This window comes from Methylotetracoccus oryzae (assembly GCF_006175985.1).
Lineage (GTDB): Bacteria > Pseudomonadota > Gammaproteobacteria > Methylococcales > Methylococcaceae > Methylotetracoccus > Methylotetracoccus oryzae.
Genome location: NZ_SRSH01000021.1, coordinates 19,259 through 33,214, shown reverse-complemented (window position 1 = coordinate 33,214; position 13,956 = coordinate 19,259). Strand labels below are relative to the sequence as shown.

At 61.3% G+C, this 13,956-nt stretch carries 12 protein-coding genes; 10 read left to right on the top strand and 2 right to left on the bottom strand.

The window, feature by feature from the left end; all coding sequences use genetic code 11:
• The first annotated feature begins 199 nt into the window (after positions 1–199).
• From BWR02_RS17775 to mazG, 5 genes are all read left to right on the top strand, one after another.
• Entirely contained in the window at positions 200–1,474 is a 1,275-nt protein-coding gene (locus BWR02_RS17775; RefSeq protein ID WP_139559254.1) for a D-alanyl-D-alanine carboxypeptidase/D-alanyl-D-alanine-endopeptidase, read from the top strand.
• Between the two features lie 102 nt (positions 1,475–1,576).
• A complete protein-coding gene (gene gcvH, locus BWR02_RS17770) occupies positions 1,577–1,966 on the top strand; it encodes a glycine cleavage system protein GcvH (protein WP_139559253.1) in 390 nt (129 codons plus the stop codon).
• Positions 1,967–2,343: 377 nt separating this feature from the next.
• The gene (locus BWR02_RS17765; protein WP_139559252.1) at positions 2,344–2,706 is read left to right on the top strand and encodes a diacylglycerol kinase; all 363 of its coding nucleotides are present in this window, start codon (positions 2,344–2,346) and stop codon (positions 2,704–2,706) included.
• Between the two features lie 10 nt (positions 2,707–2,716).
• A complete protein-coding gene (locus BWR02_RS17760) occupies positions 2,717–3,649 on the top strand; it encodes a carbohydrate kinase family protein (protein WP_139559251.1) in 933 nt (310 codons plus the stop codon).
• 12 nt (positions 3,650–3,661) lie between these two features.
• Positions 3,662–4,453, top strand: a complete 792-nt coding sequence (mazG, locus tag BWR02_RS17755; protein WP_139559250.1) for a nucleoside triphosphate pyrophosphohydrolase — start codon at positions 3,662–3,664, stop codon at positions 4,451–4,453.
• Positions 4,454–4,580: 127 nt separating this feature from the next.
• On the opposite strand, the gene BWR02_RS17750 is transcribed toward mazG, so the two are convergent.
• On the bottom strand, positions 4,581–4,805 hold the full coding sequence (locus BWR02_RS17750) for an acetyltransferase (protein ID WP_139559249.1): 225 nt from the start codon (positions 4,803–4,805) through the stop codon (positions 4,581–4,583).
• Positions 4,806–5,002: 197 nt separating this feature from the next.
• On the opposite strand from BWR02_RS17750, the gene BWR02_RS17745 reads away from it, so the two are divergent.
• The 5 genes from BWR02_RS17745 (at position 5,003) to BWR02_RS21740 (ending at position 11,507) form a co-directional block, all read left to right on the top strand.
• Entirely contained in the window at positions 5,003–6,490 is a 1,488-nt protein-coding gene (locus BWR02_RS17745) for a Ni/Fe hydrogenase subunit alpha (protein ID WP_139559248.1), read from the top strand.
• A 50-nt stretch (positions 6,491–6,540) separates the two neighbouring features.
• Entirely contained in the window at positions 6,541–7,056 is a 516-nt protein-coding gene (locus BWR02_RS17740) for a hydrogenase maturation protease (protein WP_236102388.1), read from the top strand.
• A gap of 1,156 nt (positions 7,057–8,212) precedes the next feature.
• A complete protein-coding gene (locus BWR02_RS17735) occupies positions 8,213–9,223 on the top strand; it encodes a hypothetical protein (RefSeq protein ID WP_139559247.1) in 1,011 nt (336 codons plus the stop codon).
• 843 nt (positions 9,224–10,066) lie between these two features.
• A complete protein-coding gene (locus BWR02_RS17725) occupies positions 10,067–10,405 on the top strand; it encodes a DUF937 domain-containing protein (protein ID WP_139559246.1) in 339 nt (112 codons plus the stop codon).
• A 475-nt stretch (positions 10,406–10,880) separates the two neighbouring features.
• Positions 10,881–11,507, top strand: a complete 627-nt coding sequence (locus tag BWR02_RS21740) for an OmpA family protein (protein ID WP_407941088.1) — start codon at positions 10,881–10,883, stop codon at positions 11,505–11,507.
• A gap of 382 nt (positions 11,508–11,889) precedes the next feature.
• Here the strand turns inward: BWR02_RS21740 and BWR02_RS17715 are convergent, their stop codons facing one another.
• A complete protein-coding gene (locus BWR02_RS17715) occupies positions 11,890–12,639 on the bottom strand; it encodes a LuxR C-terminal-related transcriptional regulator (protein ID WP_139559245.1) in 750 nt (249 codons plus the stop codon).
• Positions 12,640–13,956: the final 1,317 nt, after the last annotated feature.

The window sequence follows — 13,956 nt, the reverse complement described above, 5'->3', positions numbered from 1 at the left end:
CGGGTCGACTCGCCAGGAAACGGCCCGTTTTGCCGATAAATCATCGAGCCGGTATCATGGCCCATCGCCGCGCGATAGGCGAGCCCTTCGATGCTCCACGGACTGCGGTCGGCACCGCCCAACCCGCACGCGGAACCGAAGCCGTACGGACCCCGATGGTTCGGCCAGTTCTATCCCCCACCGTTCCCCAGAACGCACGATGACCCGGAACCCGATCACCTTTACCCATCTCTGCCGGTCGGCGCGAGTGTCCGCACAACGCTTCCTGTCACCCGCTCTGGCACTGACGTCGCTGTTCTTCGCCCCTGCTGCTGTCGCCGCGACGACGGAAACCCTGCGCACCGCCGTGGCCATGCCGAAGGCGAGCCTGGTGGCCGAAGACGGTGGGCGGACGGTGATTGCCCACCAGTCGGAACGGCCGATGATTCCGGCGTCGACGATGAAGATCCTGACTGCGCTGGCGTCCATCCAGCGCTGGGGGCTGGACCACCGTTTCCACACGGATTTCTACCGCAGCCATGACGGCTGGCTGTGGGTCAAAGGCTATGGCGATCCCTACCTGGTGTCACAGGAACTCGAAGGCATCGTCGCTGCGCTGAAACATCACGGGATCCGCTCGGTCGCCGGCATCGGCACCGATGACGGCTTCTTCGGCCCGGACGTGGAGATCAGCGGCCGCTCGGCCAGCAATAATCCCTACGACGCGCCCGTGACGGCCCTGGCGGCGAACTTCAACACCGTGAATGTCGTGCGTGCCGGTGGCGAACTGCACAGCGCGGAACCGCAGACTCCGCTGACGCCACTGGCCCGGAGCCTGGTCAGCCAGTTGGCGCCCAAGGAAAGCCGCATCAACCTGAAGGACCGGAATCTGGGGGTACGCTACTTCGGCGAACTGCTGGCCGCCAAACTGACCGAGGCCGGGATCGAGGTTGGCAGAGGCCTGCGCAACGGACCGGTGCCAACCGGGGCCGAGCGCGTCCACCGGCATCACAACAGCCGGGATCTCCGCGCCGTGCTTTCGGCCATGCTGAAATACTCCAACAATTTCATCGCCAACGATCTGTTCCTGCTGCTGGGCGACCGCGGCGACGGAAAGCCCGTCAGCATGGCCGGGGCGCAATCCTATGCCACCGCGTGGGCACAGCGTACCTTCGGCTGGCATGGGTTCCATATCGAGGACGGCGCCGGTTTGTCGCGCGAGAACCAGCTGAGCGCCCACCAACTGCTGCAGGCGGTCAAGGCCTTTGCCCCGCATCGCACGCTGCTGCCCGAACACGGCACCGACGTGCTGGCCAAGACGGGCACGCTGACCGGCGTCAGCTGCTATGCGGGCTTCGTCCATCGCCATGGTCGCTGGGAGCCCTTCAGCCTGATGATCAACCAGCCAGTGGCACCCGACTTCCGGCACCGCGTGGCCGACGCGCTGGCGCATTCGGAAGACTTGTCGCAGGTCTGCGCCGGCGCATCCTGCTGATTCCACGCCTCTGCTATCATCCGGCCATCTTCTGCGGCGGCGCCGGCGCGTGGCCGCGGACACACTTTACGAACCGACGAACACACGCTAAGGATTCACCCCATGAGCACGATTCCAGCCGATCTGAAATACGCCAAGACTCACGAGTGGGTCCAGGCAAGCGCGCCCGATGCCGCCAAGGTCGGCATCTCTGACCATGCCCAGGAGCAACTCGGCGACGTCGTCTATGTCGAACTGCCCGAGGTCGGTCGCCAGGTGCGCGCCGGGGAGGCGTGCGCGGTCGTCGAGTCGGTCAAGGCCGCCTCGGATATCTACAGCCCCGTCAGCGGCGAGATCGTCGCCGTCAATGCCACCCTCGGCGATGCGCCGGAGCAGATCAACCAGGACGCCTATGGCGCGTGGTTGTTCAGCGTCAAATGTACGGACACCGCCGAACTGGACGCACTGCTGGATGCCGCGGTTTACCAGGGACTCATCGAAGGCGCTGCCTGACAGGGCGCTCCCAGCCCCCCGTGCTCTCCCGCGCGCGGGCTACCGTCACACGCTTGCAATCAGGCCCCGTTATTCTCGTCGGAACGAATGTCCGCTCGGCTCGGCCGCCGGCTAGCCACGGCCGCTGACGCGTAACTATTCACCCAGCCTTTGCTCGTAGTGGGAGCGGGCCTGGCGGGAAAGACCGTCTGCGGGAGGGAACCCGCAGTCGAGCCAGGGACGGATTCACGGCGTGTCTCGACCTCCCGGCCCGCACCCGCGACAGGGACGTGAAAAGTTAACGCTGACGCCTGCCATCCGGCCATCCCGGAACGCTTCGGCCAGCGCTTACACGTCGGGCTCTTCTCCGATTCTTCACTCTTCCAGGACAGCTAACGATGGCGGGACAAAACCTGCGGGGCATCGCGCGGATGTACGCGGCGTTCTTCAATTCCATGGCCGGGTTCAAGGCCACCTGGCAGCACGAGGAGGCGTTTCGCCAAGAATGCCTGCTGTTTCTCGTCGGGGTACCCCTCGGCCTCTGGCTGGGCCAGGACGGCATCGAACGCAGCCTGCTGGTCGGCGTTCTGTTCATCGTGATCATCGTCGAATTGCTGAATACCGCGGTCGAGGTGACCGTCGACCGGATCAGCTTCGATCGTCACGAACTGTCCGCGCGCGCTAAAGACATCGGCTCGGCCGCCGTGTTAACCTCGCTGACTTTGGCCAGCGTGGTCTGGCTGCTGATTCTGCTCGATTGAGGAATTGCAAATGACGGCGATCATCTGTGGGTCGATGGCCTACGACACCATCATGGTCTTTCAGGACCGGTTCAAGAACCACATCCTGCCCGAGCAGGTCCACATCCTGAACGTGTCGTTCCTGGTCCCGCAAATGCGCCGCGAATACGGCGGCTGCGCCGGCAATATCGCCTACAACCTCAAACTGCTCGGCGCCCACCCGCTGCCGATGGCGACGGTCGGCAAGGACTTCCAGCCCTACACACAATGGCTGTCGTACTGCGGCATCGACCAGACCTACATCCGCGTCGTCGACGACACCTACACCGCGCAGGCGTACATCACGACCGACATGGACGACAATCAGATCACGGCGTTCCATCCCGGCGCGATGTCGCACTCGCACCTGAATACGATCCCTACCGACAAGGGAATCCGTCTCGGCATCGTCGCCCCCGACGGCAAGGACGGCATGCTGCAACATGCGGCGCAATTCGCCGCCGCCGGCATCCCGTTCATCTTCGATCCGGGCCAGGGCATGCCCATGTTCGATGGCAAGGAACTGCTCGAATTCATCGATCTGGCGCGGTGGGTTACGGTAAACGACTACGAAGCCGAGTTGATGCAGGACCGCACCGGGCTGACACCGGAACAGATCGCCGCGCGCGTCGATGCGCTGATCGTCACGAAGGGCGCCAGCGGGTCACTGATCTATACCGGCGGCGCGGTGCTGCAGATTCCCAGCGCGCAACCCAAGGATGTGCTCGATCCCACCGGATGCGGCGACGCCTACCGCGCCGGATTGATTTTTGGTCTGCTCGAAGGGCTCGATTGGGAAATCACGGGGCGAATCGCCTCACTGATGGGCGCCATCAAGATCGAGACCTATGGGACCCAGAATCACAGCCTGACGATGACAGGCTTCCGCGAGCGGTTCCGCGAAAACTTCGACATGGAATTCTGAGCCGAACCGGTCATGGAGCATACGCGCCGCCTCCTCGAGATCATGGCCCGGCTTCGGGATGCCGAGCGGGGTTGCCCCTGGGATCTGGAGCAGACCTTCTCGAGTCTTGCGCCATATACGCTGGAAGAGGCCTACGAGGTCGTCGATGCCCTGCATCGCGAGGATTTCGACGACTTGCGGGAGGAACTGGGCGACCTTCTGCTACAGATCGTATTTCATTCCCAACTCGCCAAGGAACAGAACCTGTTCGATTTCGAGGCCGTCGCGGCCGCGATCGGAGCCAAACTGGTCCGGCGGCACCCCCATGTGTTCGAGGGCGTCGATTTTGCCGACGATGCCGAGCGCCTGCGCTACTGGGAAGACTCGAAGCGCGTCGAACGCGAACGAAAAGGCAAGGAACCCGAAAGGGCCAGCATTCTGGACGGCATCGCGACCAGCTTTCCGGCGCTGATGGAAGCGCAGAAACTGCAGCAACGCGCGGAACGCTATGGCTTCGACTGGCCGGACGCCGATCCCGTGTTCGCGAAGGTCGAGGAAGAGTTGGCGGAATTGCGTCAGGCGCGCGCGGGCGCCGATCCGGAGCGGATCAAGGACGAGGTGGGCGACCTGCTGTTTGCCGTCGTCAATCTCGCCCGGAAGCTCGACATCGACGCCGAAACGGCGTTGAAATCGGGGAGCCGCAAGTTTACCCGGCGGTTTCGCTACATCGAGGAGCAACTGGCCGCGCAGGGCCGCAACCTCGAGGAGGCCTCGCTCGACGCGCTGGACGGCCTATGGGATGAGGCGAAGCGCCGGGAAGGATGAAGCCGGGACCGTCCGCACTGAATCAGGACGCACCCGGCCGGGGCTGCGCAGCCCCTTCCGACACTGGTAGAAGATCGGGGGCTGGAGTCCCGGCCGTTACCGGCTTACCCGACATGGGCATCATGCCCTAGGAATGCCGCAATTCCTTGTCTCGATAATGGACGTCGACCCAACAGCGGGGCAGCGTCTCACCGGAGGGGAACAGCAGGTCGGCCTTGGGAAATTTCTCGGCGTCCTGAATTTCCTCGCCGTAGTGGAGTCGCCCGACGACATGCGGATGCGTCGGATTGAACAGATCGACCAGTCCGAGGACTTCGATCAGATGACCATCGCTTTTGCGTTTCAGGTACATGGCCTCGATCCTCTTGGCTAAACGTTCTTGTTGGGCCCCTTGGCGATCGGGGTCCCGGGTTGACGTGAGCGCACAGGAGCGGTGCGGAATTCACTGTCAACCTCCACCCACTTTACATCCGAGCCGCATTCACCTACAAGATGCGACAATAGTTGCAGAGCCGGCGGAGCACCGCTGCCAGAATCGGGAATCCCACCATGTACGAACATCTTGAAACCGCGCAAAACCCGGAGAATCTTCGCCGCGTCGTGATCGATCCGGTCACGCGCGTCGAGGGCCACGGCAAGGTCACACTGCTGATGAACGAGCAGAACCGCGTCGAGCAGGCGCGGCTGCATATCGTCGAATTCCGTGGCTTCGAGCGCTTCATCCAGGGCCGGCCCTACTGGGAGCTGCCGGTGCTCGTGCAGCGCCTCTGCGGCATCTGTCCCGTCAGCCACCACCTGGCTGCGGCGAAAGCGGTCGACCAACTCGTCGGCGTCGATCAGCTCACACCGACCGCGGAGAAGCTCCGCCGCCTGATGCACCTGGGTCAGACACTGCAATCCCACGCCCTGCACTTCTTCCACCTGGCGACCCCCGATCTGCTGTTCGGCTTCGAGAGCGACGCGGCGCGCCGCAACATCGTCGCCGTGCTGCAGGCCTACCCCGAGGTGGGCCTGGAAGGCGTGCGGATGCGCAAATACGGTCAGGAAGTCATCCGGATGATCTCCGGCAAACGCGTCCACGGCAGCGCCGCGATACCGGGCGGCATGAACAAGCCGTTGAGCGTCGCCGATCGGGATTACCTGCTGGAAGACATCGACGACGTGACCAACTGGGCGCAGAAAGCCGTCGATTTGATCAAGGGAGTCTTCCTGTCGTCGGAGGAGTACCACCAGCATTTCGCGTTCATCCGGACCAACTTCATGAGCCTGTCGCGGGCCGACGGCGCTCTGGAGCTGTATCACGGCGGGCTGCGCGCACGCGACCAGTTCGGCAACACGATCTTCGATCACGTCGACTATCGCAACTACACGGATTATCTGCGCGAGGAAGTCAGACCCTGGTCCTACATGAAGTTCCCGTACATCGTCTCGCTCGGCAAGCAGCAGGGCTGGTACCGGGTTGGCCCGCTGGCGCGCGTCAACAACTGCGACTTCATCTCGACGCCGCTCGCCGAGGAAGCCCGACAGGCTTTCCTCGCATACGGCGCCGGCTCACCGGTGCACGGCTCCCTGGCCTTCCACTGGGCGCGGATGATCGAAGCACTGCATTCGGCCGAGGAAATCAAGAATCTGCTGCTCGACCCCGAGATCCTCGGCACCGACCTCGTGACCAAGGGCGAACGGCGGCCCGAGGGCGTCGGTGTCATCGAGGCGCCGCGCGGCACCCTGTTCCATCACTACCGGATCAATGACGACGACCTGGTCGTCAAGGCCAATCTGATCGTCTCGACCACCAACAACAACCAGGCCATGAACGAGTCGATCCGTTCGGTGGCTGACCGCTACTTCGATGGTCGCGAGTTGACCGAAGGCTTGCTGAACAATATCGAAGTCGCGATCCGCGCTTATGATCCGTGCCTGTCCTGCGCGACCCACGCGCTCGGCAAGATGCCGCTGCAGATCGAACTGATCGACGCGACCGGTACACCCGTGGACTGCCTGACCAAGGATTCCAGCGGCGCCATTCAGCGCGCCTGACGCTCCGCTCCCACGCGTTCCACGGCAGCCGTGGAACGCGCCTCGCCCCGATGTCGATGATCGCTGCCGCCACCCCAGCCCCTGTTCTCGTCTTCGGTTATGGCAACCCGAGCCGAGGGGACGATGCGCTGGCACCGCTACTCCTGCAGGCGCTCCAGTCGGACGACAGGCTCGCGGGAGCGTCCGATCAGGTCGAATTCCTGACTGACTTCCAGTTGCAGGTCGAGCACGCGCTCGACCTTGCGGAGCGCCGTGTCGTGCTCTTTGCCGACGCGCACGTCAGCTGCCCCGCGCCGTTCACATTCACCCGCCTCTCGGAGGCTCGCGACGACAGCTACACCACCCATGCGATGAGCCCCGCGGCGGTGCTGCACGTTTATCGGCAAGTGTGCGGTCGGGCACCTCCCCCGTGCTACCTGCTCAGTATTCGGGGACAGCAGTTCGAGTTGGGGGAACCCCTCGGCGATGAAGCGCGCGACCACCTCGAAGCGGCAGTCGCGTTTGCAAGGGATCTGCTGTCCGACACGACGCCCGCTCGCTGGCAGACACTGGCCGCCAGCGGTTGAGAATCGCGGCTGGATGCGCCGCGCCCCTGATCAGCAGCATGACCACGAAGCCCGCGCTCACCACGTCCGTCCCGCCCCCCACGCGGTAGGGCTCTCACGGACCGCGTGCTTCACCGCGTGGTCCAATTCCTTCGCACGACCGTGTGACCTGCCGTTGGCCTCGTGCGGTCATCAGCACCGCCCCGCCCACAAGCAAGTCCGCTGCTGTTGAGCTGCTACTTCGCAGGTCACGGGCACCTTCTCGCTTTCCGACACCCGCCATACCTGCCCGATCTGAAACGTACGGAAGAAGACAAACAAGCCTCCTGCTGATACCCCATGCGCCTCAGGTCGTCCGGAGGCGCAGCCCCCGGCCCCGAAATCGCACATCGGTGCCAAACAAGCGTCCGCTTCGACCCAGCGACGACAGCCTCTGCAACCGGAACCTTTCGATCGCAACGACTCCAACAGCGTTCCACGATCGTCAAACACAACGTGCGCCCCTCCGTCGCGCGAGCATTCGCTACCGGCGATGGGCGCCACCAACGGCATGCGCCCTAGCCCACATCGTGCGCTCTGACGATGCCGGACATCGCGCCGGGATGCAGGCCAAGACTCTCGTCCTACGACTTCAGAGCGGTCAGCATCGTACGGGGGCTCTACGCCCCAGCATCAACACAGCGTTTTCGGACCGTTCAGAACCTAGCGCGATCGAGTAAGCTGCCTTCAATCATCGATCCATTTCGCGGTACATCAATAATCTGACCCCTGTATTCGGATACATCTCCGTAAACGGAATCCCCAAGAAATCATCGACGACAACAGAGACAACGATCATTGCGTCCCTTCGTCCGCCATCGAGTTGAATTACAAACATTCTGACTGAAATAAAAATGCTTGGTGAACAGGAAAGTCCCGCACTATATCGATCCCATAATTCCTTTTATGTATTCCTCTTTCGCTACTCTACTTTTACCTCAGCTTATTCCTTTTTTCATACGCAACTGCACCTATTGACCGCACCTACCACCAGGAACAAACTTTCGCCCGAATCCTGGATATACAGATTCCAGGATGACCCCTGAGTTGAACGGAACAAGTATCAGGAAAACGGGATAAAGACCGGCCCGATACCCACCGTTTGATCAACAGTAGCAGGCTATATGAGGCAGTTGTCATGAATAAGACCTTGTCATTCGCGCTCGCAGCTATTTTCACGAGCGCCAACGCATTTGCGGACATGCAAACCATCAATACCAAGTACGAGCGGGCTTGGGACGGCGGAGCCAAGCTTTGCTTGGATCGCGATTATGACAGCGCCCCTCCGCCTTGGGCTACCGTTTACGGTGAATGGGGCTCACCCGAAGCGACTGCGGCCGCTGACGCCTGGGCGGGCGCGTTTGCATTGGTCAAGGTTTGGGCCAAGGCCGAAGCGGAATTCAAGATCAATCGCAACACCCCGCGTGGGCTAGTGAAAAACGTCTATTTCGATGCGGCGTTGAGTTCCGGAACCCTGACGGTCACTCTGGCCGAGGGTACGGCAGAGGCCGTAGCCGGGGCTGATTCGAGCTCCTATGCCGTGGCTTTCGCCGGTAAGAAGGACGCACAAGCGAAGGGTGTGGGTTCTGGCTGGGCCGCAGCAGAAGGTGTGGCCGGCGCATCGGCGTTCGCGGGCTCCATCGCTGGAACCCTAAGCAAATCGCTGAGCAACGTAGCGGTCAACACCTACGGCATCAAGAACTTCAAGGCGGGCTTGTTAATGGGCAACCTGTCCTTCGCCGATAGCGCAGCCGGCGCGACCGCGGTTGCGGATGTTGAAGCGCTGTCAAAGGCGTTCGCCGTAGCCTTCGCTTACGTGCGCCAATACGGGTACGGCGGCAAACACATCGACGTCGCACTCGACGTGGACAAAGACGCTGCAGCAGCCTATGCGGCTGCAAGTGCCTTCGCTAAGGCACTTGCGTTTGGGGGCGCCGTTGTTAGCGTGCAGGCTTCTTACAATCAAGCGGGACACAGCTGGAAGAAGGGCTGGGGCTCCAATACCCCTGAGTTCGATCTGACGGCCGATGCAAAAGTCGTTCTGGGTTGCGCTGCTTATGCGGACGCTGACGCTGTAGCTGATACCGCAGTGTCTCCTACTTGGGGCGAAGAGAAGGATAACCATGGGAATTGGCACCGTCGCGACTAACCCGTTAGCGACCTTTTGTTGACGGACAGACTGGTTGAGATAAGCCTAGGTTCTATCGCCAGGCACTTTCAGGTCTCATCCCGTGATCTCTACCTGGGCCGCGTCAGTCGACGCGGCCCATTTTTTCTCGCATAACCGCTGGTTTCCGCCTTCATCCAGGGCAGGCGGTCGATCGCGAATAGCACGATTCGTCGCTCTGCGACCGCTCCATCCGGTGGCCCTCCGATACAACGAAGGGCATATTTTTTAGCTCTGCAATGGCATCCCGCATGACGCCAAGTCCGGTCTGACGTTTATTGCCTGCGACGCCTGGAGTTGGCTCTGACCGGTCTTCCGCAAATGTCCGCACATGGCAGATGTGGGCTAATTCTCGATTTCCTGCTGCGACCACACCGAGGACTCGGCCCTTATGACTCGCCACCGTCGCGGCTCAAAGGGACATGGGTGTCGGGCTGAGCCTCGCACCCCAGCCGCGCGATGCGTACTTGGCAACAGGATAATCCTATAACGACAACTTCCACCTGAAAGTGGGTGGGTAACAAACATGATCAGCTCAAAAACCTATTGGGCGGAATGAATGGTTACCTTTTGGCTCGTGTTCGGGGCTGCGGCAGCGCGGTGCTCTCGGCGAATTTCTCAGTGGGGGTATCGGTCTGCTCGGCGTTACCTTCGCCTTCGGCCTCTCCGTTCTCACGATGGCCTATGCAATCGAACAGCTTTCCGGCTGCCACCGCAACCCGACTTTCCTGGGAGCTAAAGCATTCTCCGGCAAGGAATGGTCCTTTGCGGAAAGATCCACGAAGAATTGACCACTTTCAATGAACGACCTGAGGGGGATCGGGGATGTCGATGAATCTGATGGAAACCATCGCCGCAGCTTTCAGCAAAGAGATCGTAGAGCAAGCGTCGCCGCTTCTCGGGGAATCGGAAAGCGACACGGAATCCGCGCTCGGAATGCTGCTGCCCGCATTGCTGGCCGGGGTTGCGACGCATGAATCAACATCCGATGGCGCGTCAGCTTTGCTCAACACCCTGTCGCGACCGGACATAGACAGTAATCTGCCGCACAAGCTCACCGAGTTGTTCTCGGGAGGTGAGCGCACTGACGCTCTGCTGGCACTGGGTGCCAGTCTCGCCGGAACTGCATTCGGCGAAAGGCTGGCCCCCTGCTCGACACGGTGACAGCGCTGAGCGGAATCAGGGCATCTTCCGTCTCTACGCATCTTTACATGGTCACCCCTCTCATCTTTGGATGCCTGCAGCGGCTTGTCAGCGAACTCGGGTTGGACGCGGCAGGCTTGGCTTACTTGCTCGAGGATCAGAAGGGATACCTGACGGGTAGAGTGCATGCCCAAATTGCCGGCGCCCTCGCACTGGATCCCTTGTGCATGGAGCCACCGTTGACCGCCGCCCCGCAAGCAACCGCTCGTGAAGCCCATGCGACCGCCGCTCACGGCGCAGGCGATATCTCTCAGCCTTAGCCACGCCGTGGCCCTGGCTCGCGTTGTTGGCCGGGTTGGTGGGGGCCGCTAGCGCTTGGTTCCGCGACGGCCGTATCGCTGAAATGGCAGGCCCGGCCCCGGCGGAGGGGGCGAGTGAGGCTCCAGCCTAAGCCCTGCCGGATCAGGAACCGTTGCTTGCCAGAATCTACATCGAGGTGGGCAGCACCGCGATCGATGAAACAGGCCAACATGTGATTTCCAATGCCATATCCGCCATTCGGACGCAGGCGCTGACCGTGGCGATCACCGGTTATACGGACCGGACCGGCAACGCTGTCGAGAACATCGAGTTGGCGAAACAGCACGCGGTAGCGGTTCGGATCAGGATGCCCGGCGGGTCGATATTTCACCGGTGGATTGAAGGGAAGAGGCCCGACGCCAGAATGTGGTCCGCGTCAACGGCTTCGCGATCGCGATTCCTGGAATGTCGCCACGCGCCGGCAAAGGCCGCTCGGTGCGTTGGCAAGGGTTCAGAAGGAACGGCCAGGGTCGAATCGCAATGGACAAGACGGGGGGCGGCACCGCGCTTTGGGGCCCATCCGGTCAGCGCGCGGAGCCGGCACCCGACGCCGGTGTTTGTCAACGTACATGTCGCACATCCTTATGCAGCGTTGTGTAATGGAGCGCTCGCTTGGGAGGGCTCCTTGACGGGGTTTAACCAGACCTCGCCGATGGGTTGCCAGTTGCGGGTGGCGCCGCTCCAGCGCCCGACACCCCGCTTTCGAGGCGACCATGGGACTCTCAGACAACCGCCCGATCGGACACCGCCCTCAAGCTCGTGACTACTGCGAAACCCGGAATGCCGCACTTCGTCTGATCACGGTCGATTCCCGTAAGCGTCGGGGGATGGCGATTGCAATGTCTACGCTCACCCCCCCGCACCGAACATCACGGCGCAGGCTATGGTGCTCAGGCATTTCGGCACTCTCTGGACGAATTGCCGTGCGGAAGAGAACCAGTCCACCGTCATCCGATCCACGACGCACTCCCGACAGCGCCTGGGATGACATCCGTCCGCAGGATCCGCTGGCCATCCCCGGGATCACGACGCGCTGACCGAACCGGCACAGCGTGAGTCTCCGGGGAACATCCTTCCCCGCGCAGCAAGGCAGGGTTTGCCGGCTCCTGGAACGGCCTCTGGAGCAAGACCCGCGACTGATGACCTTATCGCGCCATCGCGCTCTCCGAACTGCTGAGCAGCGCAATCTGATCGGCGAGGAACGCCGCATGCGTCCGATTCCGCGCGTGCAGCTTCCGCATGATGTGCGCAACATGCACCTTGACGGTACCTTCCCGCATGCTCAGTTCCTCGGCGATCACCCGATTCGACAGGCCCTTGCGCAGCAGATTCAGCACGTCTCGCTGCCGTGGCGTCAGCCGCGTTGTGGGCGCGACGTCCATGACCTCGGTCGCGACACGTCCCAGGCTACCGCTAAGAATGGGGCTCTCGGCTTCGGTGTCCTCGCCGGACAGGATGCATTCGGGGATGTACGTGCCGCCGTGGAGCACCAGACGCAGGGCATCCATTGCCTGCTCGGCGTTCATGGACGCGTGGATGTAGCCGCGTACGCCGCGGCGAAACGCCTCGAAGATCTCCCTACGGTTATCGCACTCCGACAGAATCACGACAGGGATGTCCCATCGGTAGTCCTGGAACTGGTTGAGCATTTCGTCGATCTCGGCCTGCACATGCGTCGACGAACTGATGCCGAAAATCACCACATCGATATGGCCCTGAGCGGCATCGGACGCGGCGATCCTGCGGCAGAGTTCCTCGCAACTCAGGAACGGCAGAACCGTGAAGGCAATGTCTGCCTGGTGCCCGGTGTTCACAAGTTCCGCAAACATTCGGGTTACGCATTCCAGGATCAATGGCCGGCGATCAACAACGGCAATGTTGTGTTCCATACTCATGAATGTCGCCTCCGCGCCTTGTTCTCAGCGCTTAGCTTTATGTCGGCAAATCGAATCGACCCAGAACACCAGCCAATCAAGCTTAGGTTCTGGTCACTCTTTTGCTCATGCCATCCGGCCTGTCGTTGGCATCCCGATCCACAAGCCAGAGAAAAGTCTGCCATAGCGCAACAGACACCCGCAAACAGTATCATAAAATCGCCTACTTAATCACCGTATCGACCCTAGTCTCCCTACTTAAACGACCGCCACCGCGCCCGGAGTTAATCGAGAACAGCAGACAGGCCATAGAGAGAACCTCAGGGAAATACCTCATACAAACCGAAAATCAGATGAGAAATATGACTCCCGACCTAATATGACAAAATTATGATTAATTAGATTACGATCAGCAAAGACTATACCGACGGAATCGAATGATCAATAGGCACTTTTTCCTATACCACCACCGTTATCGGCAAGAAAGCGTCTCCGGCTATGCCACACCGTATTCGCGAATTACCTAGTGAAGCCAAGCCGTTGAAATAGCGTTTATTGATGGCTCTACTAGAGACTAAGGATTGGCGGTCGCCGGCTTGCTCCCGGTGGCAGTGAGGCATCGACAGGCTACCCCGTAAGAAAATCAAGCGACGAAATCGACCAATTTGAGCGGACACTAAACACAGGAGACCAAACCTCGGTCAGCTGCCGCCCCCCGGACAAAAGACGGGGGACATACAAGCACTATACCCCGCTCAGCGGCGCTCTGCGCGATTTATGCGGTTATCTCGATACATACCAAGGATTTATTGCGTGATGGCACCATGTGACAATGTATGCCGCCACCCAGGTGGCGAACGGCATCTACACTGCCTCGTTGAGACGCCTCCCAGGGACATGTCGGCCGACTCGATCGAAAACGGACAGGCATGCTCGGCAGCGCCTGGTCACGACCGTGTCGCGGCGTGAAGGCGGACGGAGCGATCATGACGCACCCGCTAAGCCCGTCCTTTTTCTGCGACAGGCTTTCGAAAGACCCGAGTGAATGGCCATTCCAGTGGAATGTGACGGCGAGCGGCAGATCAGCGGCCGGATGCGCCTTCCCGCCCCGTCCCGGCGACAGCCGCAGATGCCCGATCGGAGCCAATAATGACCTCGAACCATGAACGCGGGGGGCATCGGGCGTTTAGATCGCGCTTTGCGATCCCGGCCATCACGCGCACGATCAGGGACATCCATTCATCGCCTCCTTGGGAACGACCCGACCAAGGTGTCCGGGCGCGGGTTGATCGCAGATGCCGCGACCAGGCGAACCAGCCAGACCCACCATCGAACGCA